The 24,766-nt window shown below is 72.3% G+C and carries 23 protein-coding genes and 1 tRNA gene; 9 read left to right on the forward strand and 15 right to left on the reverse strand.

Annotated elements, in window-relative coordinates:
* Positions 1 to 88: 88 nt before the first annotated feature.
* The 6 genes from ACIRPX_RS38790 to ACIRPX_RS38815 form a co-directional block, all read right to left on the reverse strand.
* On the reverse strand, positions 89 to 1,768 hold the full coding sequence (locus ACIRPX_RS38790; protein ID WP_404204249.1) for a long-chain fatty acid--CoA ligase: 1,680 nt from the start codon (positions 1,766 to 1,768) through the stop codon (positions 89 to 91).
* 139 nt (positions 1,769 to 1,907) lie between these two features.
* Complete coding sequence (locus ACIRPX_RS38795; RefSeq protein ID WP_404204251.1) at positions 1,908 to 2,465, reverse strand: SigE family RNA polymerase sigma factor; 558 nt, start codon at positions 2,463 to 2,465, stop codon at positions 1,908 to 1,910.
* Positions 2,466 to 2,623: 158 nt separating this feature from the next.
* On the reverse strand, positions 2,624 to 3,790 hold the full coding sequence (locus ACIRPX_RS38800) for a lipid-transfer protein (RefSeq protein ID WP_404204253.1): 1,167 nt from the start codon (positions 3,788 to 3,790) through the stop codon (positions 2,624 to 2,626).
* The gene (locus ACIRPX_RS38805) at positions 3,787 to 4,182 is read right to left on the reverse strand and encodes a MaoC family dehydratase (protein ID WP_404204255.1); all 396 of its coding nucleotides are present in this window, start codon (positions 4,180 to 4,182) and stop codon (positions 3,787 to 3,789) included. Before ACIRPX_RS38805 ends, ACIRPX_RS38800 begins: the two co-directional genes overlap by 4 nt.
* On the reverse strand, positions 4,179 to 5,081 hold the full coding sequence (locus ACIRPX_RS38810) for a bifunctional MaoC family dehydratase N-terminal/OB-fold nucleic acid binding domain-containing protein (RefSeq protein ID WP_404204257.1): 903 nt from the start codon (positions 5,079 to 5,081) through the stop codon (positions 4,179 to 4,181). The genes ACIRPX_RS38805 and ACIRPX_RS38810 overlap by 4 nt, the downstream gene beginning before the upstream one ends.
* 171 nt (positions 5,082 to 5,252) lie before the next feature.
* The gene (locus ACIRPX_RS38815; RefSeq protein WP_404204260.1) at positions 5,253 to 5,564 is read right to left on the reverse strand and encodes a hypothetical protein; all 312 of its coding nucleotides are present in this window, start codon (positions 5,562 to 5,564) and stop codon (positions 5,253 to 5,255) included.
* A 386-nt stretch (positions 5,565 to 5,950) separates the two neighbouring features.
* Between ACIRPX_RS38815 and ACIRPX_RS38820 the strand changes: the two genes are divergently transcribed.
* The 3 genes from ACIRPX_RS38820 (at position 5,951) to ACIRPX_RS38830 (ending at position 8,542) form a co-directional block, all read left to right on the forward strand.
* On the forward strand, positions 5,951 to 6,817 hold the full coding sequence (locus tag ACIRPX_RS38820) for a bifunctional DNA primase/polymerase (protein ID WP_404204262.1): 867 nt from the start codon (positions 5,951 to 5,953) through the stop codon (positions 6,815 to 6,817).
* 45 nt (positions 6,818 to 6,862) lie between these two features.
* A complete protein-coding gene (locus ACIRPX_RS38825; RefSeq protein ID WP_404204264.1) occupies positions 6,863 to 7,321 on the forward strand; it encodes a hypothetical protein in 459 nt (152 codons plus the stop codon).
* A gap of 531 nt (positions 7,322 to 7,852) precedes the next feature.
* Positions 7,853 to 8,542, forward strand: coding sequence for a GAF and ANTAR domain-containing protein (locus ACIRPX_RS38830; RefSeq protein WP_404204266.1), 690 nt, complete (start codon positions 7,853 to 7,855; stop codon positions 8,540 to 8,542).
* Positions 8,543 to 8,620: 78 nt separating this feature from the next.
* Here the strand turns inward: ACIRPX_RS38830 and ACIRPX_RS38835 are convergent.
* Together ACIRPX_RS38835 and ACIRPX_RS38840 are read right to left on the reverse strand one after the other, a co-directional pair.
* Positions 8,621 to 8,707: transfer RNA gene (locus ACIRPX_RS38835), tRNA-Ser, on the reverse strand.
* Positions 8,708 to 8,816: 109 nt separating this feature from the next.
* Complete coding sequence (locus ACIRPX_RS38840; protein WP_404204268.1) at positions 8,817 to 10,337, reverse strand: trypsin-like peptidase domain-containing protein; 1,521 nt, start codon at positions 10,335 to 10,337, stop codon at positions 8,817 to 8,819.
* Between the two features lie 258 nt (positions 10,338 to 10,595).
* Between ACIRPX_RS38840 and ACIRPX_RS38845 the strand changes: the two genes are divergently transcribed.
* The 3 genes from ACIRPX_RS38845 (at position 10,596) to ACIRPX_RS38855 (ending at position 13,339) form a co-directional block, all read left to right on the forward strand.
* A complete protein-coding gene (locus tag ACIRPX_RS38845) occupies positions 10,596 to 11,423 on the forward strand; it encodes a glycerophosphodiester phosphodiesterase (RefSeq protein ID WP_404204271.1) in 828 nt (275 codons plus the stop codon).
* Positions 11,424 to 11,677: 254 nt separating this feature from the next.
* A complete protein-coding gene (locus ACIRPX_RS38850) occupies positions 11,678 to 12,238 on the forward strand; it encodes an ATP-binding protein (protein WP_404204273.1) in 561 nt (186 codons plus the stop codon).
* A gap of 138 nt (positions 12,239 to 12,376) precedes the next feature.
* Positions 12,377 to 13,339, forward strand: coding sequence for a DUF5926 family protein (locus ACIRPX_RS38855; RefSeq protein WP_404204275.1), 963 nt, complete (start codon positions 12,377 to 12,379; stop codon positions 13,337 to 13,339).
* Positions 13,340 to 13,582: 243 nt separating this feature from the next.
* Here ACIRPX_RS38855 and ACIRPX_RS38860 read toward each other — a convergent pair whose 3' ends face one another.
* Together ACIRPX_RS38860 and ACIRPX_RS38865 are read right to left on the reverse strand one after the other, a co-directional pair.
* On the reverse strand, positions 13,583 to 14,179 hold the full coding sequence (locus ACIRPX_RS38860; RefSeq protein WP_404204277.1) for a hypothetical protein: 597 nt from the start codon (positions 14,177 to 14,179) through the stop codon (positions 13,583 to 13,585).
* A 56-nt stretch (positions 14,180 to 14,235) separates the two neighbouring features.
* Positions 14,236 to 14,901: a bifunctional DNA primase/polymerase gene (locus ACIRPX_RS38865; protein ID WP_404204279.1), complete on the reverse strand. Its 666-nt coding sequence runs from the start codon at positions 14,899 to 14,901 to the stop codon at positions 14,236 to 14,238.
* 503 nt (positions 14,902 to 15,404) lie between these two features.
* Between ACIRPX_RS38865 and ACIRPX_RS38870 the strand changes: the two genes are divergently transcribed.
* The 3 genes from ACIRPX_RS38870 to ACIRPX_RS38880 all read left to right on the forward strand — a co-directional run bounded on the left by ACIRPX_RS38870 (position 15,405) and on the right by ACIRPX_RS38880 (position 20,004).
* Positions 15,405 to 16,916: a PP2C family protein-serine/threonine phosphatase gene (locus ACIRPX_RS38870; protein ID WP_404204281.1), complete on the forward strand. Its 1,512-nt coding sequence runs from the start codon at positions 15,405 to 15,407 to the stop codon at positions 16,914 to 16,916.
* Positions 16,917 to 17,023: 107 nt separating this feature from the next.
* Positions 17,024 to 18,505, forward strand: coding sequence for an aminopeptidase P family protein (locus ACIRPX_RS38875; protein WP_404204283.1), 1,482 nt, complete (start codon positions 17,024 to 17,026; stop codon positions 18,503 to 18,505).
* A gap of 131 nt (positions 18,506 to 18,636) precedes the next feature.
* Positions 18,637 to 20,004, forward strand: a complete 1,368-nt coding sequence (locus ACIRPX_RS38880) for a PLP-dependent aminotransferase family protein (protein ID WP_404204285.1) — start codon at positions 18,637 to 18,639, stop codon at positions 20,002 to 20,004.
* A 13-nt stretch (positions 20,005 to 20,017) separates the two neighbouring features.
* On the opposite strand, the gene ACIRPX_RS38885 is transcribed toward ACIRPX_RS38880, so the two are convergent.
* The 5 genes from ACIRPX_RS38885 to ACIRPX_RS38905 form a co-directional block, all read right to left on the reverse strand.
* Positions 20,018 to 20,851 (reverse strand): triphosphoribosyl-dephospho-CoA synthase, encoded by an 834-nt coding sequence (locus tag ACIRPX_RS38885; RefSeq protein ID WP_404204288.1) that lies wholly within the window; start codon positions 20,849 to 20,851, stop codon positions 20,018 to 20,020.
* A gap of 99 nt (positions 20,852 to 20,950) precedes the next feature.
* On the reverse strand, positions 20,951 to 21,856 hold the full coding sequence (locus tag ACIRPX_RS38890) for a 3-hydroxyacyl-ACP dehydratase FabZ family protein (protein WP_404204290.1): 906 nt from the start codon (positions 21,854 to 21,856) through the stop codon (positions 20,951 to 20,953).
* A gap of 74 nt (positions 21,857 to 21,930) precedes the next feature.
* Positions 21,931 to 22,806 carry a recombinase family protein gene (locus ACIRPX_RS38895; RefSeq protein WP_404204292.1) on the reverse strand — a complete coding sequence of 292 codons (876 nt, stop codon included), beginning with the start codon at positions 22,804 to 22,806 and terminating at the stop codon, positions 21,931 to 21,933.
* A 343-nt stretch (positions 22,807 to 23,149) separates the two neighbouring features.
* Positions 23,150 to 23,929, reverse strand: coding sequence for a response regulator transcription factor (locus ACIRPX_RS38900; protein ID WP_404204294.1), 780 nt, complete (start codon positions 23,927 to 23,929; stop codon positions 23,150 to 23,152).
* Between the two features lie 101 nt (positions 23,930 to 24,030).
* On the reverse strand, positions 24,031 to 24,546 hold the full coding sequence (locus tag ACIRPX_RS38905) for a DUF2867 domain-containing protein (protein WP_404204296.1): 516 nt from the start codon (positions 24,544 to 24,546) through the stop codon (positions 24,031 to 24,033).
* Positions 24,547 to 24,766: the final 220 nt, after the last annotated feature.

Here is a 24,766-nt window from a genome sequence, read left to right on the forward strand (position 1 = left end):
GCGCCGGTCGGTGCCGTCGACCGCGGTCCCAGATCCTGGTGACGTCCAGGTCGCCGTCCCAGATCCTGGTGACGTCCAGGTCGCCGTCTCAGATCCTGGTGATGTCCAGGTCGCCGTCGGCGTAGCGGCGGCGCAGGACCTTCTTGTCGAACTTGCCCACGCTGGTCTTCGGTACGGCCTCGATGATCGTCCAGCGCTCCGGGAGCTGCCACTTGGCGATCTTGCAGACGTCGCTCGCGAGGAAGGCGCGCAGGGACGCGAAGTCGGCGGTGGACCCCTCCTTCAACACGACCGTGGCCAGCGGGCGTTCGCCCCACTTCTCGTCCGGCACGGCGACGACGGCGGCCTCGGCGACGTCCGGGTGGGACATCAGCGCGTTCTCCAGGTCCACCGACGAGATCCACTCGCCGCCGGACTTGATGACGTCCTTGGCACGGTCGGTGAGGGTGAGGAATCCCTCGGAGCTGATCGTCCCGACGTCGCCCGTCTTCAGCCAGCCGTCCTCGCTGAACTTGTCGGCGGGGCGCAGGGGTTCGGCGTCGGGGCCGTTGTAGTAGGCGCCCGCGATCCAGTTGCCGCGCACCTCCAGCTCGCCCGCGGACTCGCCGTCCCAGGGCAGGCGCTCGCCGCCGGGGCCGGTGAGGCGGGCCTCGACGCCGGCCGGGAAGCGCCCCTGGGTCAGGCGGTAGGCGAACTCCTCGTCGGTGCCGACCGCGTGGGCCGGCGGGCGGGCGACCGTGCCGAGCGGTGAGGTCTCCGTCATGCCCCAGGCGTGGCAGACCCGCATGCCCAGGCTGTCGAACGCCTCCATCAGGGAGGGCGGGCAGGCCGAACCGCCGATGGTGACCTGGGTGAGGGAGGAGACGTCGCGCGGCTTGGCGGTCAGCTCGGCGAGCAGTCCCTGCCAGATGGTCGGGACGGCGGCCGCGTGGGTGGGCTTCTCGCTCTCGATCATCTCGGCGAGCGGGGCGGGCTGCAGGAAGCGGTCCGGCATGAGCAGGTTGACGCCGGTCATGAACGTGGCGTGCGGCAGGCCCCAGGCGTTGACGTGGAACTGCGGGACCACGACCAGGGAGGTGTCCTGGTCGGTCAGGCCCATCGACTGGGCCATGTTCACCTGCATGGAGTGGAGATAGATCGAACGGTGGCTGTAGACCACACCCTTGGGGTCACCGGTGGTGCCCGAGGTGTAGCACATGGCGGCGGCCTGGCGTTCGTCCAGCTCCGGCCAGTCGTAGCTGGTCGGCTTCGCGGCGATCAGGTCCTCGTACTCGTGGACCCGGGCGCGGGCGCCTTCGAGGACGGAGCGGTCGCCGGGGCCGGTGACCACGATGTGCTCGACCGAGGGCAGCCTCGGCAGCAGCGGGGCGAGCAGCGGCAGCAGCGAGCCGTTGACGATGACGACCTTGTCGGCCGCGTGGTTGACGATGAACGCCAGCTGCTCGGCGGGCAGCCGCAGGTTCAGCGTGTGCAGCACCGCGCCCATGCAGGGGATCGCGAAGTACGCCTCGACGTGCTCGGCGTTGTTCCAGGCGAGCGTGGCCACCCGGTCGGAGTCCTGGACCTGGAGGTCCTCACGCAGGGCGTGCGCGAGCTGGGCCGCCCTGGCCCCGATCTCGGCGTAGGAGCGGCGGTGCGGCTCGCCCTCGCCGGTCCAGGTGGTCACCTGCGATGTCCCGTGGACCGTCGACCCGTGGGTCAGGATCCTCGAAATCAGCAGCGGTACGTCCTGCATCGTGCTCAGCACGGTGTCCTCCCGGGGCGACATTGCCTACGCGGCGGTAAGGGTTGCGCTGATTCTGCGCACATACCGCGTGGTATGTCACTAGGGTCCGGGTGATCGATCACAAGATGTCGGGTCCGCGTGGCCCCCAGGCGGGCCCCTCACGGCCCACCAAACAGGCGCATTACCGAACAAGCCCCAGCTCAGGGTCCTCGCGCAGCTTGCCGAGCGCACGGGAGACCGCCGACTTCACCGTGCCCACGGACACGTCGAGCACCTCGGCCGTCTGGACCTCGCTCAGGTCCTCGTAGTACCTGAGAACGACCATCGCCCGCTGCCGTGCGGGCAGCTTCATGATCGCCCGCCACATCGCGTCGTGCAGCGCCTGCTGCTCGGCCGGGTCGTCCCCGCCGCGCACGGGCTCCGGCTCGGGCAGCTCCTCGCACACGAACTCGTCGACCCTGCGCTTGCGCCACTGCGAGGTGCGGGTGTTCAGCAGCGCCCGGCGCACATAGCCGTCGAGCGCGCGGTGGTCCTCGATGCGCTCCCAGGCGACGTACGTCTTGGCGAGCGCGGTCTGCAGCAGGTCCTCCGCGTCGCTCGGGTTCGCGGTGAGGGACCGGGCGGTCCGCAGCAGCACCGGCTGCCGTGCCTTCACGTACGACGCGAACGACGGGTAGGCGGGGGTCTGCGTCGCCGGTGCGGCGGCGTTCGAAGCGCGGGTGCAGACGGGTGTGGTCATGGCTCCACGCTAGGAGCGGAGGTACCTCCGGCGGATCGGCCGCAGGTCCCGAAGCCGAATCCGCCTCAGGTTGTAGGGGTGGAGGTGGCTGCACCTCCTGAAGGTGGACGAGCGGGCCCGGGATACTGCGGGATGACCCCTGGGGGCCGTGTCGGCGCTCAGCGGTCCGCGGCCAGGACCAGGCCGGACGTGGGCACCCCCGTCCCGGCCGTCACCAGCACCTGCTGCGCCCCGGGAACCTGGTTGACGGCCGTCCCGCGCAGCTGGCGCACGCCCTCCGCGATCCCGTTCATCCCATGGAGGTACGCCTCTCCCAGCTGGCCTCCGTGCGTGTTGATCGGCAACGACCGCCCGGCGACGAAGTCCGCCGCCTCCCCCTTCCCGCAGAACCCGAACTCCTCCAGCTGCATCAGCACGAACGGCGTGAAGTGGTCGTAGAGGATCGCCACGTCCACGCCGGCCGGGGTGAGCCCGCTGGTGCGCCGGAGCTGGCGGGCCACCACGTCCATCTCGGGCAGGCCGGTGAGGTCGTCGCGGTAGAAGCTCGTCATCTGCTCCTGGCCGCGGCCCGCACCCTGGGCGGCCGCGGCGATCACGGCTGGCGGACGGCGCAGGTCGCGGGCCCGCTCCGGCGTGGTGACGACAACCGCCTGGCCGCCGTCCGTCTCCTGGCAGCAGTCCAGCAGCCGCAGCGGCTCGACGATCCAGCGCGAGGCCGCGTGGTCGGCGAGGGTGATGGGGCGGCCGTGGAAGTACGCCGCCGGGTTGGTCGCCGCGTACCGGCGGTCGACCACGGCCACGTGCCCGAACACCTCCGGGGTCAGGCCGTAGGTGTGCAGGTACCGCTGGGCGGCCATCGCCACCCACGAGGCCGGGGTGAGCAGCCCGAACGGCAGGGCCCAGCCGAGTGTGGCGCCCTCCGCCGAGGGCTCGCGGTGGCGCACGCCGGAGCCGAAGCGGCGGCCGGAGCGCTCGTTGAAGGCGCGGTAGCAGACGACCACCTCGGCCACTCCGGTGGCGACGGCCAGCGCCGCCTGCTGGACGGTCGCGCAGGCCGCGCCGCCGCCGTAGTGGATCCGGGAGAAGAAGGACAGCTCGCCCATCCCGCAGGCCTGGGCCACGGTGATCTCCGGGCTGGTGTCCATGGTGAAGGTGACCATCCCGTCCACGTCGCCCGGTGTCAGCCCCGCGTCGTCGAGCGCCGCGCGCACCGCCTCCACGGCCAGCCGCAGCTCGCTGCGCCCCGAGTCCTTGGAGAACTCCGTGGCCCCGATGCCAGCGATCGCGGCGCGCCCGCCGAGGCCGTCCTTCCGACGGACGCTCATCCGGCACCCCCCGACGGGACGGTGACGGTGACCGTGCCGGTGACATGGCTGCCGAGGCCGTTCGCCCCGACCACGCGGACCGTCGCGGTGTCGCCGTCGACCTCCTCGACGGTGCCGGTCAGCACCAGGGTGTCACCGGGATGGTTGGGCGCCCCGAGCCGGATGACCACCTTGCGCAGGACCGCCGCCGGGCCGAAGTGGTCGGTGATGTAGCGGCCGACCAGGCCGTTCGTCGTCAGGATGTTCATGAAGATGTCCGGGGAGCCCTTCTGCCGGGCCAGCTCGGCGTCGTGGTGCACGTCCTGGTAGTCGCGGGAGGCGATGGCCCCGGCCACGATCAGGGTGCGGGTGACCGGGATCTCCAGCGGGGGCAGCGTGTCACCGGCTCTCATCCGGCGGCCTCCTCCCGGGCACGGAACACGGGCAGCACCAGCTCCTCGTCGTACGAGCGGAACTCGAGCCGCACCGGCATGCCGATGCGCACCTTGTCGTACGGCACGCCCACCACGTCGCTGATCATGCGCACTCCCTCGGCGAGCTCGATCAGGCCGACCGCGTAGGGCGGGTCGAAGGCGGGGAAGGGCGGGTGGTGCATGACGACGTACGAGTACACCGTCCCCTCGCCGCTCGCCTCGACGGTGTCCCAGTCGGGGCCGCCGCAGCCGGCGCAGCCCGGCAGCCAGGGGAAGCGCAGGGACGCGCAGGAGGTGCAGCGCTGGATGAGCAGACGGCGCCGGCCGACGCCTTCCCAGAAGCCGGCGTTGTCGCGGTTGACGACGGGGCGGGGACGGGGCGGACGCTTCGGGCCGGTCCCGGCCGGGGCGTACTTGAGGACGCGGAAGCGGTGCGTGCCCACGACGTCCGGGCCGACCCGGACGTCGGTGCGGGTCGTGATGAAGTACCCGGTGCCGAGCTTGGTCGTCTTGCGCGGCGACACCGACTCGATCACGGTGTCGAAGGTGACCTCGTCGCCGGGGCGCAGCGGGCGCAGATACTCCTGCTCGCAGTCGGTCGCCACGATCGAGGTGCAGCCGGCCTCGTCGAGCAGGGCGAACATCTCGTCGTGGGCCGCCGCGCGCCCCGCGTGGCCGGCGAGGCCGCCCATGGTCCAGGCCTGCAGCATGGTGGGCGGGGCGACGGCGCCGGGGCCGGTGTAGGCGGGGCTGGTGTCGCCCATGGCCTCGCACCAGTGCCGGATCATCGGCAGGTTGACGGGGTCGCGGCCTCTTCCGGTGAGGGTGGCGGCCCGTCCCTCGTAGGATTTCAGCCGTGCGCCCAGCTCGTCGTCCACGACACCGCACCTCCGACCGTCGGGTTTCTGACTGTCCGTCAGATCCGATGCACTGTCAAGGTCACGGCGGCACACGGGAAAACGCCTGCGCGGCGGCGCCGAAGCACCGCCGCGCAGACCCCCTGCACCCCAACGTGCGCACCCCGCGTCCCCTGCGTCAGGGGCGCCGGCTCACCACAGTTCGCTGAAGTTGATGGCGACGTTCCTGTTCCCCTGGTTGATGGCCGTGAACGCGGAACCCTTGACCTGGGCGGTGTTGCTCTGGTTCGAGGCGCCGTTGCCGACCGCGTTCTGCTGCGTGGTGGACGAGTTGCCGTTGTTGTCGTGGCCGACACCGCTGCCGATGACGCTCGCCACACCCGCGTTCGATCCGTTGTCCGCGATGGCGCCGTTGTCCGCCGCCGCGACGCCGGTGAACAGAACGGCTGCCAGCGGAAGGGCGGAGACGGCGGCGATGACGCGGGCAGTACGGATGCTTGCCATGTTGTTCCTCCAGAACACCAACGTGAGTACCTGACGTACGTGACGTACGTGAGTACGTGCAGTACGTGCAGTACGTGAAGTACGGCTGTTACCAGGGCAGTTGGCCTACCGCCTCGGTGCTGTGCACGACGTCGCAAGATCAGAGTTGCCCACCGAATCCCCGGCGAACCACCCCGGAAGGCGCGATTCGCCCTCAAGTGCTACGACAAGTCGATAAACCCCTAACGCGACTTCCAGCGCCCAGGTCGGGACAGTCCGGACGGTCCGGCCCCAAGCGCCGCACGAGAAGAACCGCTCCGGCACTTTTCCGGCCAACCTCCCCGCCCCGGGCGCGTCGCACCCGATTCCGGCTTCCCTTTTTCGAACGTACGTACGAACATAGAGGTATGGCCACCACCGACCGGCAGGCCACGACGCTGGCCCTCGCACACGCCCTGTCAGCCGCCGAGCGCGGTCTGGCCGTCCTGCCCCTGTCCCGGACGAAGCTCCCGGCCCTGCGCTCCCCCCACCACGACGACCCCGACCCCCAGCCCTGCCACGGCGAGTGCGGCCGCCCCGGGCACGGGGTGTACGACGCCTCGACCGACCCGGCCCGCATCCGCGAGCTGTTCGCCGCGGCCCCCCGGGCGAGCGGCTACGGCATCGCGTGCGGCCTCCCGCCGCACCATCTGATCGGCATCGACCTCGACACGAAGGCGGGCACGGACTCCTCCGCCGCCCTGCGCGAGCTGGCGCTGCGCCACCTGTTCACGATCCCCGAGACGGTGGTCGTCATCACCCCCAGCGGCGGCCGCCACCTGTGGCTGAGCGGGCCGCCGGACGTCGTCGTCCCCAACTCCGCCGGCCGGCTCGCGCCGGGCATCGACATCCGGGGCGCCGGCGGCTACCTCGTCGGCCCCGGCTCCCGCACCGAGCACGGCGTCTACGGCACGGCACCCGGCACCGCCCACCTCGCGCCCGCGGCGTGCCCGCCCGCCCTGCTACGGCTGCTGCTGCCACCGCCGCACGCGCACCGCCCCACGCCGGCCGCGGCGGGCGACCACGGACAGGGGCTGGTCCAGTTCGTCCTCGCCGCGCACGAGGGGCAGCGCAACACCCGCCTGTTCTGGGCGGCCTGCCGTGCCTACGAGGACGGCATCGGGCCCGCGCTCGTCGATCCACTGGTCGAGGCGGCCCTGAACGCCGGCCTCACCGAACGTGAGGCGCGGGCGACGATCGCTTCGGCGGCCCGGATGACGGGGCACCGGCCGTGAGGACCACGGGTTCGCCGTGGCGGCGCAAGAACCATGAGGAGCTCCATGCACGACCGCTCTGGGGTGCGGACCATGTCGCTGACGCGCGTGGTCCTCGCCACCGGCCGCTCCGTCGACCTCGCCGAGGTGCGGTTCGCCTCGACGTACGGCGGGCTGGACGGTTACCCCTGCAAGCCGTTCAACGACCTGGTGATCCGGGGGCTCCTCAGCGCGACGGAACGGTCCTTCCCCACCGCTCCGGTCCACCTCGTGCCACCCCCGCGCGAGTATCCCCACCACTTTCCCGGCGCCTACGGTCCGGTCGAGATCCTGCCCCCCGTCGCCTGCGTCGGCTCCTTCCGCTCCACCCCGCTCGCCCCCACGCTGGACCCGGCCCTCGCCTACTCGACCCTCACGGTCGTCTGGTTCCAGCGCACGACCCGGATCCCGTTCGCCTGCGACGCGGACGCGGCGCTGCGGGGGGTGGACTGGGAGGGACTGGCCCGGGACCAGGAGGTGCAGTGAAGGGGCCGTCGTACGCCGAGCCGGGCCCGTCGCGGGCGCGGTGCGGCGCCCGACCGTGGTGTACGTCGGGACCGGGACCAGGACCAGGACCGTCGCAGCATAGAGAACGAGAACCGCGGAACTCGCCTCAGTGACGTCGACCCGGCGAAGCCGATCGCGAAGGGACCCGGCACGGTGACGCCGAGCGCGGAGGGACACGGCACAGTGGCGCCGATCGTGGAGGGACACGGTGGACCTGGACTCAGTGGCCGACGAGCTGTACGGCCGCGGCCGGAGGCCATCACCGCCGCCCGTGAGGCGCGTGCCGCGCGGGAGCGGGCCCACGACACCGACCGGCGGGTCCGGGAGGCCCGGCGCCGCGCCGGAACAGCCGTCTGCCACGTCACCCGCCTCCGCGCACAGCGGCCACCGCGCTCCGTGGGGCTCGCGTGCCATGGTGGACGTACGGCTGCGTCGGGACCGGCACGAAGTCCACACCGCCAAGAAGCCGAAACCAGCAGGAAGCCGAAACCAGCAGGAAGGTGAGCCGCGATGAACTGGGCCGACTTCGCACAGCACATGGCGTCGATGGCCCGGGACCTGCTGGCGCAGACGTCGGTCGACGCCACGCTGGAACGGGTCACCGCCTCGGCCGTGGAGCTGGTGGAGGGCTGCGACGCCGCCGGCATCCTCGTCCTGCACGGCGGTCAGGTGCGGACGCTGGCGCCCACCGAGCGGCTGGTCACCGACAGCGACCGGCTCCAGGAGCGGTTGAGCGAGGGGCCGTGCTTCGACGCCGCCCGTACCAAGGACGGCGAGCGGGTGTACCGGATCCCGGACTTCACCCGGGACCAGCCGCGCTGGCCGGCGTTCGGCCCCCAGGCCCACAAGCTCGGCATCGGCAGCATGATGGGCTTCCTGCTCTACACCGAGGACGAAGAGCTCGGCGCGCTGAACATCTACTCCCGCAGGCCCGGCGCCTTCACCGAGGCCAGTGAACTGGCGGGCTGGCTACTGGCCTCCCACGCCGCGGTCTCCTTCTCCAGCGCGCGCACGCACGCCCAGCTGGAAGCGGGCCTCGCCACCCGCCACACCATCGGCGAGGCGATGGGCATCATCATGGGCAGCCACCGCCTCTCCGAGGACCAGGCCTTCGACGTGCTGCGCCGCTACTCGCAGGAGAACAACATCAAACTCCGCGAGGTCGCCCGCCTGGTCTGCGACCACGGCGGCCTGACCTGACCACGAACACCGGGAACGCGGTCAGGGGCGCCCCTCGCGAGAGGCGCCCCTGATGATCCGCCGGGCCTACGCCCGCCGCGGAGGCGGTGGGATTTGAACCCACGGTGACATCGCTGCCACGACGGTTTTCAAGACCGTTCCCTTCGGCCGCTCGGGCACGCCTCCCCGCGCCGCCGATCACGAGCAGCGCGGGGACAAGAGTAACGGGTGGGCACGCGCGCGCGTGGGCCAGATGTCGCGAACCCGGGGAGGCACGCGCGCGTGGGTCGGTGGGTCAGCTGTCGCCGGTGCGGGAGCCGAGGGTGAGCTGGACCGTGTGGGTCTTGCCGTCCCGTTCGTAGGTGATCGTGACCCGGTCGCCGGGCTTGTGGGTCCAGATCTCGCCGATCAGGGTGGGCCCGGAGTCGATCACGTGGTCGTCGAGCTTGGTGATCACGTCGCCGGGCTTGAGGCCGGCCTTGGCGGCGGGGCCGCCCGCCTCGACGGCGTCGGAGCCGCTGGCGCCCTGCTCGGTGATCTTCGCGCCGTTGCTGGAGTCCTGCAGGGAGACGGACGCGCCGATCTTCGCGTAGACCGGCTTGCCGGTCTTGATCAGCTGCTGGGCGACGTACTTGGCCTGGTTGATCGGGATGGCGAAGCCCAGGCCGATCGAGCCGGACTGGCTGCCGCCGCCGCCGAGCCCGCCGCTGCTGGTGGACTGGATCGCGGAGTTGATGCCGATCACGTTGCCCGCCGCGTCCAGGAGCGGGCCGCCGGAGTTGCCGGGATTTATCGAGGCGTCCGTCTGCAGGGCGCTCATGTACGACGCGTTGCTGCCGGTGCCGTCGCTGGAGGCGACCGGGCGGTCCTTGGCGCTGATGATGCCCGTCGTCACCGTGTTGGACAGGCCGAAGGGGGCGCCGATGGCGATCGTGGAGTCGCCCACGGCCACCTTGTCGGAGTTGCCCAGGGGCAGCGGCTTGAGGTCGGACGGGGCGTTCTTGAGCTTGATGACCGCCACGTCGTAGCCCTGTGCGTGGCCGACGACCTCGGCGTCGTACTTCTTGCCGTTCGGGAAGGTGGCCGTGAGCTTGCCGCCGTCGACCGCGTCCGCGACGACGTGGTTGTTGGTGACGATGTGGCCCTGGGTGTCGAAGACGAAGCCGGTGCCGGTGCCGCCCTCGCCGCTGGTGGACTCGGCCTGGATGGTCACCGTGCTGGGCAGGGACTTGGCGGCCACGTTCGCCACCGTGCCGGGGTCGCGCTTGACGGAGCCGCCGCTGTCGGAGGCGGAGACCGTCGTGGACCCGGAGGAGTCGTTGTTCTTGGCCAGCGTGTAACCGAGGCCGCCGCCCAGGCCGCCGGCGACGAGCGCGGCCACCAGGATCGCGGCGACGAGGCCGCCGCGGCCCGACTTCGGCGCGGGCTGCTGATAGGTGGTGCCCCATCCGCCGCCCGGGCCGCCGGAGTGCGCACCGCCGCCGGAGCCCGGGTCGGCGTAGGACGGGGTGGTGGGCGGCGGGGGCGGCCAGGAGGCGTCCGGGGCCGAGCCCTGGGACTGTCCGGGCCCATGGCCCGGCGGGGCGCCCTGCCCCTGCGGGTCCTGCACACCCGCGGCCGCGTGGGCGGGGGTGTGGCCCGCGTGCACCAGCTCCTGCTCCGGGGCGCCGGGGGCGCTCGCGGGCACCGGCGGAAGCGGTGCCGTCGGGGCGCTGCCCCCGGGGGCGTCGGGTGCCGAGGGAGTGGGAGCGTCCACCGGCACGGGGGGTGCGGACGGGGCCGGGGGTACCGCGGTGCCCTCGTTCTCGGTGCTCACAGCTTGTCTCCTCGGTCCACGGCTGGTCTTCTCGGTCGCACTCGGTCACGCTCGTTCACGTTGGTCGACGGTCCGGCGCGATGCAGCTGTGCATGTTCTTTTGTATGCCGTCAGCCTTTCCCATGAGCCGTCAGGGCACCATAAGCGGTGCCTGTGGGTCCGGGGCCATTCTTTATATAGGGCCATGAACGGCAAAAGGGGCGCAATCCATGCTCCTCCGATCGCACGACTACCCAGCAGCGGTGGCACCATGACGCGGTGACCCACGCACGGCAGCACCGGATCCAAGTCGTCGCCCACCGCGGAGCCTCCGAAGAGGCCCCCGAGCACACCCTGGCCGCGTACAAGAAGGCGATCGAGGACGGTGCCGACGCCCTCGAGTGCGATGTGCGCCTGACGGCGGACGGCCATCTCGTCTGCGTCCACGACCGTCGCGTCAACCGTACGTCCAACGGGCGGGGCGCGGTGTCCGCGCTGGAGCTGGCCGACCTCGCCGCCCTGGACTTCGGCTCGCGCAGGACCAGGGAGTTCTGGCGCAACCGCGACGAGGAGCCCGACTGGGAGTTCCTGCCGGAGGACCGCCAGGACACCTCCGTACTGACGCTGGAGCGGCTGCTGGAGCTGGTCGCGGACGCGGGCCGGCGGGTGGAGCTGGCGATCGAGACGAAACACCCGACGCGTTGGGCCGGTCAGGTGGAGGAGCGGCTGCTGGTGCAGCTGAAGCGTTTCGGCCTGGACGCCCCGGCGTTTCCCGAGGAGTCCCCCGTGCGCGTCATGAGCTTCTCGGCGCGCTCGCTGCACCGCGTCCAGGCCGCCTCGCCGTCGCTGCCGACGGTCTACCTGCTGCAGTTCGTCTCGCCCCGGCTGCGCGACGGACGGCTGCCGGCGGGTGTCCGGATCGCGGGCCCCTCGATCCGGATCGTGCGCAACCACCCCGCCTACATCGAGCGCCTGAAGCGGGCCGGGCACCAGGTGCACGTATGGACCGTGAACGAGCCCGAGGACGTGGACCTCTGCGCCGACCTGGGCGTCGACGCCATCATCACCAACCGGCCACGCGCCGTTCTGCACCGGCTCGACCGCTGAGCGGCCTTCGTCACTGTCCGAACCCGATTCAGTGGTAAAGACCTGTGAAGAACCCTTGACCCATGCACCCCTTCGGCACCATTCTCCAGACTTGGCCACAGTCGAAATCCAGCCATGCGGCTACAGGGAGTGCTCCGGCGCGTTCGCTCCGTGTTCGATCGTTGCGAGTGCGTCACTGAACGTGGAATGGCCGGTTTCCGGTACAGGCCATTGGGGCATCCACACCGTGGCGTGGGGCAAAGGAGGTCTCGGGGGTGGCGTTGGTGGTGGCGCAGGAGGTGCCCACGTCGTCGAGCATGGCCGTACCCCATGGTCCTGCGGGCGTGGGGCAGGCGAGACACCGGATGCGCGAGCACCTGCGCACCGGCGGTGTGCCGGACACGGTCATCGACGATGCCGTGCTGATTCTGTCCGAGCTCTTGAGCAACGCGTGCAAGCACGGCCGGCCGCTGGGCGACGCCCTCTCCGGTGACGGCGACGTGCGGGCGGCCTGGCGGGTGGACCGCGGCGGCCGGCTCACGGTGGAGGTCACGGACGGTGGCGGACCCACCCGACCGGCTCCGGCCACCCCGTCGATCACGGCGCACGGCGGCCGCGGCCTGAACATCATCACCGCGCTGGCCGACGACTGGGGTGTCCGGGACGACGCCCGCGGCGAGGTCACGGTGTGGGTCGTGGTGCACGAAGGCCGTCCGGATCGGGAGGCGGGGCCGGTGCGCGAGCCTTTCCCTACGCGCGTCACCTCCCGCTCGGCGCCGAGGATTCCGCAGATGCCGTCCCGGGGCTTCGCGGACGCCTTCGACGACCTCGACTGAGACGGTCCGGCGCGGGACGGCCCCGACCGGGCAGGTCCGCAGGATCCGCCGTCGACGGGGCGCGGTTTTCCGTGGGTCACGGTGTGAACGGCTAGGCTCCCGCCGTACCAGACGAGCCGTAACCGGGAGACACCCACGATGGCCAAGAAGCGACCTCAGACGAAGGCCAAGCCGCAGATCACGGACGGAGAGGTCCCGGTTGTCGGCGCGCGCGAGCCCTGCCCCTGCGGCAGCGGCCGACGCTACAAGGCCTGTCACGGACGGGCCGCCGCACACGCCGCGACCGAGCTGGTGCACCGTCCCTTCGAGGGCGTCACCGGTGAGTGCGACTGGGTGGCGCTGCGCGAGCTGGTGCCCGCGGCCACCGTCGAACTGACCCTGAAGGGCGGCCTGCCCGAGGGCGTCCCGTCCGTGACGCTCGCGACCGTGCTGCCGATGGCGTGGCCGGCGCTGCGCCGCGACGACGGCTCGGTCCTGCTGGGCCTGCAGAACGACACGGCGTCCGGCGACGTCAGCCGTGATCTCGCCGACAACCTCCGGCGCGCGCTGGCCGCCGAGCCGGGCACGCCGGTCGAGGGCCGCCGCGCGCCGGCCGACGGACCGCGGCTGCAGGATCTGCTCGACCCCGAAGGCGCCTTCGAGCCAGTTGTGCACAGCGGCTTCGAGTTCTGGGTCCCGGACGCGGAGAACGCCACGCCGGAGGTGGCCGCCTCGCTGGAGCGGGCCAACGCCGCGGCCATCCCGACCGCCCGGCTCACCGGCGTGGACGCCGCCTACTGGTGCGAGACCCCGGAGAAGAACCACCTGCGCTGGGTCATGCCGTACCCGGAGGAGCAGCTTCTGGACGCCCTCGCGCGGCTGCACGCGGCGGGCCGCTCGAGCCTCGGTGAAGGCACCCGTCTCGTGGGTTCCTTCCGCGCTCACGGGCTCACCGTGCCGGTCTGGGACCTGCCGAGCGGGGTCGGCGCGGAGGATGTCGAGAAGCCGGCGGCCGAGTTCGCCGAGCGTCTCGCGGCGGCCCTCGCCACGGACGCGCCGCTGACCGCCGAGGAGCGCCGGGCCCGTGGCGGCCTCACCAACCGGCAGGTCACGCTCAGTTGACCGATCCGGCACGCTCGGGTCCGGCTGACCGGCCGGTCAACTGAACCCGATCATCCGGAATTGCCTGCTCCGTTCGCAGGTGCCGCTCGGTTCCGGCACATACGTGACCGGAAAGGCGGGATCGAATTTGCGAACTGCCGATCTCTTGTTACCGTTCGAGTAGCCCGGTTGCTGGTGCATCCCCCGTCGCCAGCAACCGGGCCTTTTTCTGCCCGGAGCTGCTTTACAGAACGCAACTGGACGTCAACTACCGGTGGCCGCGGAGGAGTTGCTACCGGAACGGAGCAACAGCGGACTGTCCGCCCCCTCTCCCGCGAATTCCGCGACGGCCGTGTAGGCCAGGGGCCCGCCCCGGCTGTGTTCCCGGGGTGTCTCGCACATTCCCGGCTCGTCGCCGGCGGCCACGACGCACTTCATCTGCACCGTGCGGCCGCCCGGCCCCATGAGACTCAGCACGGAGTCCAGCACCCCGCCCGTCACATTGCGGTAGTAGGTGCGCGCCCAGGTGTCCTCGCCCTGCGTGAGCACACAGGTCTGCGCCTCGACCCCGTCGGGGGAGGTGAGTTCGGGACCGCAGCGCACGGCGGTGGCCAGGCCCAGACCGAGCAGTCGGGGGGAGCCGGTGGGGGCGGTGGAGCGCGCCTTGGCGTCGTCGTCGTGCGGGGAGGGCCGTACGGCTTCGCGGGCGGGGGCACGGACGACGGTGCGGCCCTCGTCGTCCGACGGGCCGGCGGACGCCACGGCCAGCGGCAGCACGACCGCGCATGCCACGACGCCCGCCAGGGCGAGGAGACGGATCTTCCGGGGGTCCAGGGGTCGTCCCCCAGAATGTCGCAGCATAGTGCGGAAGATAGCCACCGCTTCGGGGCGCGCAGCACCGTGCGCGCCCGACACCCCTACAACTCGGGCGCACTCACACCCGTACGAGTGAGGGCCTCGACGGCGGCGTCCACCACGGGCTCGACGTCGGGGACCCACGGGGAGGCCGAACCGGGCAGCGGTGCGCGCTCCCAGCGGATCTCGCCCTCGCCGGTCTCGGACGGGGGCAGGGCGAGGTAACCGCCCTCGCCGTGGAAGCGGAGGGAGCCGGGGACGAAGTCCTTGGCGTAGAGCAGTTCGCCGAGCTGCTCCATGGAGTACGGCCGCACCAGGATCGCCCAGCGGCTGGGCGAGGCGACGACCGGGCCGAGGCGCATGCCCATCCGGTCGAGCGCGGTCAGGGTGTGCGCGGCCGCCAGGGCCGGCAGGCTCACCGCGCAGGGGGCGTTGCCGCCGGTGGCCAGGACGATCGGCGCGGCGGGCCGGTTGCTCCACCACCAGCGCACCATCCGGGCGTCGGTGGTGGCCGCGAGCAGGCCGGGGTCGAAGGGGTGCGCACCGGGCACCGTGCAGTCCGCGTCGGGGCAGCCGCAGCGGGAGTGCCCCTGCGGGTCCGCCGTCACGCCCGGGAGTACGGGCCACTGCCATTCCGTCGCGAAGGTCAGGGCCGCGCCGATCAACTCAGGCCTTCCGTCGTTGCGCTGGGACAGGAGCCTGCGTCGCCTTCCGAGGATCTCGCGCATGAGCGCTCGTTCCTTTCCGTTGCACCGCTGGCAACACCGTGGGCCACATCACACCATGTGTCGATCACTGCACTGTGCGTACCTGTTGGCGCATCACACCCCCGGCCAATGGGCACGGGGAACCCCTGTGGGTCGAACGTTGACTGCATCCGCGGCATCCTCGACTGCTGCGCCCATGGTGCATCCCTCACAAGCATGGGCGTGGCGCGGGGGTGGCGAAGTCTGGCGTTTTGCCGTCCCGTGTATTTCTCTTCGCCTCTGCCACGGGAGGATGGGGCACGGTCGTCGGTGGCTAAGACGCCCGGGTCGGGCACCAGGTTCCGGGTGGCGGCAACCACCCCTGGCCTTCACCGAGTACGTACCCATCACGACCGCTGTGACGCTCTGTGGAGCAAACCCAGTCGACCGCAATAGGCCGTAACCCGAGTCAGTTTTAAGCCAAGTTTGCCTTTGGACGATCGAACCACAGATTGCCCCTGGACACCAGGAATCCCGGCAGGACAATGCTGGACATCCCCTCACGAGTGCGTGTACATGTGGAGACACTGCTGGCGACGCAGAATGACATGGGGGTTTGCGATGCTTTTGAGCAGTACGCACCGGTCGGAAAGCCGGACGCCATGAACGCCCCTCACCTTCCGAAAGTGGCTGGAATCGATTCAACGGTTCCCTCGCCCGCACACACTGTCGCGCCCGCGCCCGCAGCTTCCGGTGCTTCCCCGGTCTCTCCGCCGCACCCACCAGGTGCGTTGCTCACCGACCGGCTCGCCGGCTGGGTCTCGGACCTGACGACACTGCACGAACTCACCGAACGCCTGGCCCGCACGGACGCGCTGCCGGACGCCCTGACGGAGGTGCTGCGCGCCGGAGCCGCCCTCGTGGGCGCCCGGCGCGGTCTCGTCGTGCTGGAACCCGGCGACGGACTCGGCCCCGACACGACGATCGGCCTCGGCCTGGCCCGCGCCGACCTGGGACACATCGAGACGGTGCCGCGCAGTGCCATGTCCTACGGCCGCATCCTCGACGGACGGCCGGGCGCGGACGGCGAGATCGCCGAGCCGGACCTCTTCGCCGAGGACGGACTCGACCCGCGCCACCGCGAGGTGGCCGCCCGCCTCGGCTACGCGGCGTGCTACGCCCTCCCCCTGGCCGGCGAGCACGCGGGCCGGCAGGGCGCCGCGGTCTGGCTGTACGACGAGCCCGCCGAGCCGAACGAGCGCCAGCGCCACCTCGTCGGGCTCTACGCGCGCTACGCCGGTGAGCACCTGGCCCGGCTGGTGGAGGTGGAGCGCACGCGCGCGTCCATGGCGACGATGGCGGAGGAGCTGCTGCCGTCCCGGCTCCCCCGCATGGCCGGCGTGCAGCTCGCCGCCCGGCACCGCACCGGTCCGCGCGGCGGCGGCGACTGGTTCGACGCGCTGCCGCTGCCGGACGCCGCGCTGGGGCTCGCGGTGGGCTCGGTGACGGGCTCCGGGCCGAGCGCGGTGGCCGCGATGGGACGGCTGCGAGCGTCCCTGCGCGCGTACGCCGTGATGGAGGGCGAGGACCCGGTCGCCGTGCTGTCCGATCTCGAACTGCTGCTGCGGCTGACCGAGCCCGCGCGCTCCGCCACCGCCCTGTTCGCCTACTGCGAGCCCGCGCTGCGCAAGATCACGCTGGCCGGCGCCGGGCACTGCCCGCCGCTGCTGGTGGGCGAGCGGCGCACGGAGTTCGTGGAGACGTCGGTGTCCGCTCCGCTCGGCATGCTCGCCTGCTGGGAGGCGCCGAGCGTGGAGCTGGAGGCGGAGCGCGGCGAAACGGTGCTCCTCTACACCGACGGGCTGCTGCACCGCACCGGCGACCCCACCGACCGCGCCTTCGCCCGGCTGCACGCGGCGGCGGCCGGTGTGCCCAGGGCGCTGCGCGACGACCCGGACGCGATCGCCGACCACGTGCTGCGGACGGTGCTGCCCGACGGGCGGGACGAGGCGGCGGGCGAGGAGGACGTCGTGCTGCTGGCGGCGCGCTTCGAGTAGCCGCCGGCGGACGCCGGTGGCCGCCGGAACAGGACTTCCGTCCCTGGGCCCCCTTCCGTACGACCGTACGATGGAGGGGGTCCAGTGCCGTATCTAGGAGGATGACCGTGGCCGACGAGCTCACACCGGCTGAGTCCATTGCTGCTACCGCAGCGGGCCCGGAAGAGAGCGAAGAGCCGATCAAGCAGCGCAAGAACGGCCTGTACCCGGGCGTTTCCGACGAGCTGGCCGAGAGCATGAAGTCCGGCTGGGCCGACACGGAGCTGCACGACCTGCAGCCGATCGCCCAGACCGCCGAGACCGCCGGGCGCCGCGCCGCACTCTCCGCGCGCTTCCCGGGCGAGCGTCTGGTGATCCCGGCCGGCCACCTCAAGACGCGCTCGAACGACACGGAGTACCCCTTCCGCGCGTCGGTGGAGTACACGTACCTCACCGGCAACCAGACCGAGGACGGCGTCCTGGTGCTGGAGCCCACGGCGGGCGGCCACGAGGCGACGATCTACCTCCTGCCGCGCTCCGACCGCGAGAACGGCGAGTTCTGGCTGTCCGGCCACGGCGAGCTGTGGGTCGGACGCCGGCACTCCCTCACCGAGGCCGGGAAGCTGTACGGCATCCCCGCCTCCGACGTGCGCGAGCTGGCCGGGACCCTGAGCGAGGCCACCGGCCCGGTGCGCGTCCTGCGCGGGTACGACGCCGCGATCGAGGCGGCCCTGACCGACAAGGTCACCGCCGAGCGGGACGAGGAGCTGCGCGTCTTCCTGTCCGAGGCACGGCTGGTGAAGGACGGCTTCGAGATCGGCGAGCTGCAGAAGGCGGTCGACTCGACCGTGCGCGGCTTCGAGGACGTCGTGAAGGTCCTCGACAAGGCCGAGGCGACCTCGGAGCGCTACATCGAGGGCACGTTCTTCCTCCGCGCGCGCGTGGAGGGCAACGACGTGGGCTACGGCACCATCGCCGCCGCCGGGCCGCACGCGTGCACGCTGCACTGGGTGCGCAACGACGGGGCGGTGCGCTCGGGCGAGCTGCTGCTCCTGGACGCGGGCGTCGAGACGCACACGTACTACACGGCGGACGTCACCCGCACGCTGCCGGTCGACGGCCGCTTCAGCGAGATCCAGAAGAAGATCTACGACGCCGTGTACGACGCCCAGGAGGCCGGGATCGCGGCCGTCGTGCCGGGTGCCAAGTACCGCGACTTCCACGACGCCGCGCAGCGGGTGCTCACCGAGCGGCTCGTCGAGTGGGGGTTCGTCGAGGGCCCCGTGGAGCGGGTGCTGGAGCTCGGCCTCCAGCGGCGCTGGACGCTGCACGGCACCGGGCACATGCTCGGTCTGGACGTGCACGACTGCGCCGCCGCGCGGGTGGAGACCTACGTCGACGGCACGCTGGAGCCGGGGATGTGCCTCACCGTGGAGCCGGGGCTGTACTTCCAGGCCGACGATCTCACGGTGCCCGAGGAGTACCGGGGCATCGGGGTGCGGATCGAGGACGACATCCTGGTGACGGAGTCCGGCAACCGGAATCTGTCGGCGGCGCTGCCGCGCCGCTCCGACGAGGTCGAGGCGTGGATGGCCTCGCTCAAGGGCTGACGTCGGATCGATGGCCGGGTACGAAGGCGGTGCCCGGCCTTTTCCCTGCGGTCCGCGGGTGGTCGCGGGCCGGTCGCGCGGTTCCTCGCGCCCCCGGAAGAAGGGGCGCTCTCGTTCACGGGGGTTGGCAGGTGGACGGCTTCCTGGCCGGTGTCGGTGTCGATCTGCATCTGGAGACCGACGACGGCGAGGGGCGGCGCGTCGGGCTCGAACGGGCTCTGCGCGATGCCGTGCGGGACGGGCGGCTGGCGCCGGGGACCCGGCTGCCGGCGACCCGGCGGCTGGCCGAGGAGCTCGGCATCTCCCGGGGTACGGCCAAGGCGGCCTACGACCAGCTCGTCGCCGAGGGGTATCTGACCGCGCGGCAGGGGTCGGGAACGCAGGTCGCCTCGCTGCCCTCGCTCGACAGCGGTGCGCCGGAGGCGGCGGCACGCGCGCGTACGCCGCGTTTCGATCTGCGGCCCGGCAGCCCGGACGTCGGGGCGTTCCCGGCGGCGGCGTGGCTGCGGGCGCTGCGGCGGGCCATCGCGACGGCGCCGCTGCTGGCGTACGACTACGGGGACCCGCGCGGCCGGATCGAGCTGCGCACCGCGCTGTCGGGATATCTGGGGCGGGCCCGGGGGGTCGTCGCACCGCCCGAGCGGATCGTGATCACCTCGGGGTACGTGCAGGGGCTGGCGCTGCTCACGCGGGTGCTCGACGGGGACACGATCGCCATGGAGGACCCGGGGCTGCCCTTCCACCGGGAGGTGGTGCGGCGCAACGGCGGGAACGTGGTGCCGGTACGCGTCGACGGACGGGGTGTGTGCGCCCAGGAGCTGGGGGACGCCGCGGCCGTGGTCCTGACGCCGGCCCACCAGTACCCGACCGGTGTGACGCTGCACCCCGAGCGGCGGCGGGCGGTCACGGACTGGGCACGCGCGCGGGGCGGACTGATCGTCGAGGACGACTACGACGGGGAGTTCCGCTACGACCGGCAGCCCGTCGGCGCGCTCCAGGGGATGGCGCCGGGGCGGGTCGTCTATCTGGGCACGGCCTCCAAGACGCTCGGGCCCGCGCTGCGGCTCGGGTGGATGGTGCTGCCGCCGCACCTCGTCGACACCGTCGCCGACGCCAAGCTGCACAGCGACCACCACACCGAGTCCATCGGCCAGCTGGCGCTCGCCGAACTCATCGACAGCCATGCCTACGACCGCCATGTGCGTGCCTGCCGGCTGCGCTACCGCAGACGCCGCGACCAGCTGCTCGACCGGCTCGGCGACCGCAGCGAGGTGCGCGGGATCGCCGCCGGGCTGCACGCGCTCGTGGAGGTCGCCGACGAGGAGGAGACGCTGGAGCGGGCCGCGGCCGAGGGGCTCGCGGTCGGGCGCCTGGGCGACCACTGGCACACGCCGGGTGCGAACCGGCCGCAGGGGCTGGTCGTCGGGTACGGGACGCCCCGGGAGCGGGCGTATCCGGAGGCGCTGGACGTGCTGCGGAAGGTGCTCGCGGGGGAGTGACCCGGCTTTTCGGTCACCCGGGCCGGACCGGCGTGCCCGCCGGCAGCGAGTCGAGGAACAGGGCGCCCGCGAGCAGGCCCGCGCTGCCCCGCGGGCTCCACGCGCGCGTGCGCAGGTCGGCGTCCAGGGTCCGCAGGGCCTCGGCGCCCGCCCCGGTCGCCGTGCCGCCCACGTCCAGGACGCCGCGCGCCCCCGCCTGCACGTGCCGCAGCCCCAAGGGGCCCGCGGTGTGCAGCAGTTCGGTGTCCTGCAGGGTGGACATCACGGTGAGCAGGGCGTCCAGCCGTGCCTGCGGCTCCGTGGCCCCGGCCGAGCGGGACCGGGCGAGGGCGTCCAGCGCCCGCCGTACGTGCGGGAAGCCGGCGCGGGCCTCGCCCCGGGCGCCCGCCGCGCCGTACGTCACCGAGACCGACGAGCCGCGCGAGGGTCTGCGCGGGGCGCCCCGGTCCGTGAAGGCGGCGATCTCCTTGGCGGCGGCGGCCACGTCGCGTCCCTGGGCCGACGGGTCGAACGCGGCCGCCGCGACGAGCAGGCCCAGCGCCCACAGGGCACCCCGGTGACCGCCGCCGGCCAGCGCCACCGAGTGTTCGGTGGACCGGCCGATGGCGCCCAGTTCCGCACGGAGGACCGGCGTGGGCGCGCCGGTGCGGCGGGCGGCGGCCGCCATCGCCGTGAGGCCCGGCGCCAGGGCCCGGGCCGACCAGCGCAGGGAACCGTGGTCCGGGCACAGGGCGCGGGCGCCGAGGTCGCGCGGGTCGGGCAGCCCCGGCTTGGGGGCCAGGGCGAGCTGCCCGGTCAGCGCGGCCACGGCGGCCTGTGCCAGCGTCTCGTCCGCACGGCTGCTCAACGCCGTGCCTCGCGGTGGGCCGTCATGGGCGCGACGGTAGGGACACAGCCCGTCAGGGGCGTAGGGCGGGGCTGAGAACGAGCTGTGGATCCCCGGGAGTCAGCCCTGTGCGGCGGCCGTGAACCCGGTGAGCGCCTCGCTCGGGCGCAGCGCCGTCATCACGCTGTCCACGGCGAGCACGGCGACGCCGTCCACGGTGGTCCTCCCCTCGAAGAGCCACGTCCCTTCCAGCGCACGGCTGATCCGCACCTCGTGGCGCAGGACGTCGCCGGGGCGCACCTCGGGGCCGAGCCCGATGCCGGACATGCCGCCGAACAGGGCCACCTGCCCGGCGAGTTCGTCCTGCGGGCGGTCCCAGGCGGCGAGCAGCGCGGCGCTCTGGCACCAGGACTCGATCAGCAGCGGGACCGGATACGCGTAGCCAGCGTCCCCGGCGCCGTCCTGGACGTCCTGGTACCAGGGTTCGTTGCAGGTCACCGCCTTGACGGTGACGATGCTGCGGCCGGGCCGCACCGCGTGGACGCGGTCCACCAGAAGGGCCGGATAGCGGTGCGGGATCAGCTTCTTCAGGGCGGCCGGGCCGTGGTCCACCGCCGGGGCGGGGGCATCGTCCGCCGGTGCGGCGGCCGTGATCTCGCGCGGTCCCGCGGCGGCGTAGCGCAGCCGCAGGGTCGCGGTCCTGCCCCGCTCCGTACGGCACGTCGCGCGCACGTCGCGGGCGGCGCCCACCTCCTTGACGGCGGCCTCGACCGTGAGGGTGTCGCCCGGGAGGACCGGGGCCTGGAAGCGGACGGAGCGGATGTCCGTCAGCCGGAGGTCGTCGTCCGCGTGCCGCAGCACCGCCTGGTGCACGGCGTCGAGGGTGAACACCCCCGGCAGCAGCGGGAAATGGGGGTAGTGGCCGGCGAGGACCGGCGCCGTGGGGTGCACGGCGAAACTCATCTCGATGCCGGTGGCGTCCGTGCGTACCACGGAGGCGTCCGGCATCAGCACGATCGAGCGCACTCGATTCCCTTCTGACCTTCTGTTGCGGCGTTGTGTCCTGTGCGGTCCGTGTCGGGTGACCGCCGCCGAAGTGCCTACAGTTCGATACGGCCGTGGACCACGACGCCGGCCGTGCCGAGCACCGCCTTGGCCGTGACCAGCCGGTCGGTGTCGGAGTAGCTGAGCCGGACGCCGAGCGCGCGGAACGTGGACGGAGTCAGGGAGCCGCCCATCTCCACTCCCTGGGCGCGCAGTTGGCGGCGGGCGGCCACCGCCGCGGTGTGGCCGTGCGGGGCCGCGGCGGCCGTCCGCCGCAGGCCCTGCGGGACGAACAGCCCGCGCACCCAGGCGTTGAGGGGGCCCATGACGGACCGCTCGCGCAGATAGACGTTGCGCGGGTGGTCGTCCGGGCGGTCCTCGGCGCTGGTGGCGCGGCAGCGGTAGTAGGGCTCGCCGTTGTTCCAGGTGCCCTGCATCAGCCGGTTGCAGCGGGCGCAGCGCAGCAGGCCGCGCAGCGCGTACGTCCGGACCTGCCGGCTCCCGCACTCGGGAGTACGGGTCCTGCGCCGGGCGAACACCTGGTGGACCTGGTCGAACACCTCGGGGTCGACGAGCTGCCGCCCGCCGCCGGGCACCCGGGCGTCGCCCGCGTAGCGCGGGTTGGTCAGGATGGCCCGCACGGTGCTCTTGCTCCAGGCGGAGGCGGGGCCGGGGATGCGGTCGGCGTTCAGCTCCTCCGCGATGCTCTGCAGGCTGGCGCCCTTCAGGAACTCCTGGAAGATGCGCTGCACGACGGGCGCGGTCCGCTCGTCCGGCACGAGCCTGGGCTGCCGGCCGTCGCCGGTGTCGGTGACCGTCGTACGGAATCCGTACGGCGGCCGTCCGCGGCCGCGGGTGAGAGGGCGCGGGACGCGCGGGTCGGTGGAGTGGTCGAGTGGTCGTAGGGCATGGTTGAGATGCTGCTGTTTCATGGCTTGTCCCCCGTCGATCTGGCCACGCCGCCGCCCACGACGTCGGTGTCGCAGACCGCGCGGCATGACCGTGAAAGGCGTGAGCGGCATACCCGGGCAGAGCCTGGGGAAGGACGGGCCGGTGCCGGAGTCCGGTCTGGGTCCCGGCCGCCCCGTCGCGGCCGAAACTGATCGGTCAGTGCTCCGTCGGTGCTCCCGTCCCCGGGACGCTCACGCGTGTTTCACGCTATGCGGGCGGCCGAATCAAGAGCAATGCCGTGGCCGCAAGATGACGTGTGTGCCCGGGCGGTTGCGGGCAGCGGCCCGCGGTACTGGCAGTTTGCTGCCGCCCGGTCGGAGCTTGTCAGGCGGGTGGCGCCAGGCTGCGCTCGCCGCCGAGATCTCCTCTGAGCAGACCCATCTCCGTGGCGTGGACCCCCGCCTGGAAGCGGGAACTGGCGCCCAGGATGCGCATGATCCCGGCCACGTGCCGGCGATAGGTGCGCACGGACATGGACAGCGCCCGGGCGGCGGTGTCGTCGGTGTACCCCCTGCGCAGGCAGTCCAGGATCTCCTGCATCACGCCGTCCAGCAGGTGCTCGTCGGACAGTGGCACGGCGCGGTTCCACACGTCGGCGTAGAGCGCGTTGAGCGCTTCCACGACCGCGGGTGCGCGCATCAGCGCGGTGTGCCGGGGGCCGCCCGCGTGCAGCCCGTCGGACCTCGTCAGGACGGTCTCGCCGTCGACGATGATCGCGCCGCTCAGGGCGGCGTCGGTGAGCCGGATGCCGATGCCTCTGCGGCGTTTCTGCAGTTCGGAGAGGCGGTAACGATCCGCCGTGGCCCAGCAGTCCAGGACCCGGATGGCCACGCCTTCGGGGACGTCACTGGCCAGCTTGGACAGCACGTGGATCCGCAGCCTGGCCGCCGACCGGTCCGAGGGGACGAGCACGTCCACCCGCCGCCTGGCCTCGCTCAGCTGGCGTTGCAGCGCCTCCAGGGCCGCTCGGGCGCTCTCGGCGGTGACCAGGAGCGACTTGCTGTCGGCGGCGGGCCACTCGCCGCGCGCCACCACCGTCTCGATGAGATCGCGTATTTCCAGGAGAGCACGCTCGGCGCCTCCCGATATTTCCGTCCCCGTCATTTCCGGGAATTCCACGGAATGATCACTGGACACGTTTCCCCCGTTATCGTCCAGAAATTTCCGCAGCAGCCTATCCAAGCGGAACGGGGGTCGTCAACGCACTACAGATGGGTGAAATTTGAACGTTCCGCCCCCCGGCGAAGAATCCCGGAGATGATCGCGTAGTGAAAGGGCTCGATGGCCCGGAAGTAGCGGCGTCCGGCCGGCCGGTGAAAGCGCACGGCGGTGGTGCACACGGCCTCCGGACCGTGCGGCCCCTGCCGTACGGCGAAGGAGCAGCGGAAGCTCAGATGCTTGTCGTCGTCCCCGGCGAGCACCTCGTCGTCCGCCACGCTGAGCAGCAGGAAGGGGCCGATCCTGGCCCCGGGGACGATGTCCGTACGGCGCCCCTTGTCCCGCTGCCTGAGCCCGAACGGCGCCACGGCCGCGTCCCGCACGGCGAGCAGGCCGGACACCCAGCGCGGCGGCGCGCCCAGCATGGCGCGGGCGAAGTCCACGGCCGTGACACCGGCCGGGACGTCGACGGCGGAGGCGTCGACGTGGTCGACCCGGCCGAGGCTCTCCCGCGCCGCCCCGGTGACCGGTTCAGCTTTCTTGCGGACCGCAATCCGAGTCATCTTCCCGCCCTCCGTCCTCACAGTTCCCGATGAATTCCCGCATCGATTCTCACATATATCCAATTCATCGACCGGATTCCCCCGCCGCACCCCGGCCGTTCCTTTTCGCGTCCGTTTCCGACGTGCCGGTGGTCAGTCCTTGATCTCGCAGATGGCGGCGCCGGAGGTGAGGGAGGCGCCGATCTCGGCGTTGAGGCCCTTGATGGTGCCGGATTTGTGG

This window comes from Streptomyces sp. NPDC101225, from assembly GCF_044767585.1.
Lineage (GTDB): Bacteria > Actinomycetota > Actinomycetes > Streptomycetales > Streptomycetaceae > Streptomyces.